Raw genomic sequence first — 419 nt, 5'->3', positions numbered from 1 at the left:
TCGTGCGTCGATTCGCTGGCGAGATCTACGAATGGGGCACCGATCCGCTGTCGGCCGATCCATTGCCCCAAGAGTTCCCACCCGAGCCGGCGACAGCGCGTAGGGTGAGCACCCACACGGTAGGCCTTCCGCCGGCCCTGACCCATCCGGGCGCGATCGACGCGACCATCGCGGCACTCGAGGGGAACTTCTTCGCCGGATGGCAGGCGTCGTCGTGGCTGCGCGAGCAGTTGGTGCTGGTGCTCGACGAGAACTGTCAGACCCGTGTACGAGACTTCCTCATCAGCTACGACGACGAACTCGGCGTCGTTGCCGTCCATGACGAGACAGGACTTTCATGACGCCCACCTTCAACCTCATTGACGAACCGTGGATCCGCGTTCAGAGCCTCGACGGCGCCGTGACGGAGCGCGCCGATC

1 protein-coding gene is annotated in these 419 nt (G+C 64.7%); it reads left to right on the top strand.

What is annotated here, in order from left to right; all coding sequences use genetic code 11:
• Positions 1-341: hypothetical protein (locus tag D9V41_RS16525; RefSeq protein ID WP_166376102.1), on the top strand; the 341-nt coding region annotated here is incomplete at its 5' end.
• Between the last annotated feature and the right edge of the window lie 78 nt (positions 342-419).

This window comes from Aeromicrobium phragmitis (assembly GCF_003674095.1).
Classification (GTDB): domain Bacteria; phylum Actinomycetota; class Actinomycetes; order Propionibacteriales; family Nocardioidaceae; genus Aeromicrobium; species Aeromicrobium phragmitis.
This window is presented reverse-complemented; position numbering and strand designations above follow the sequence as displayed.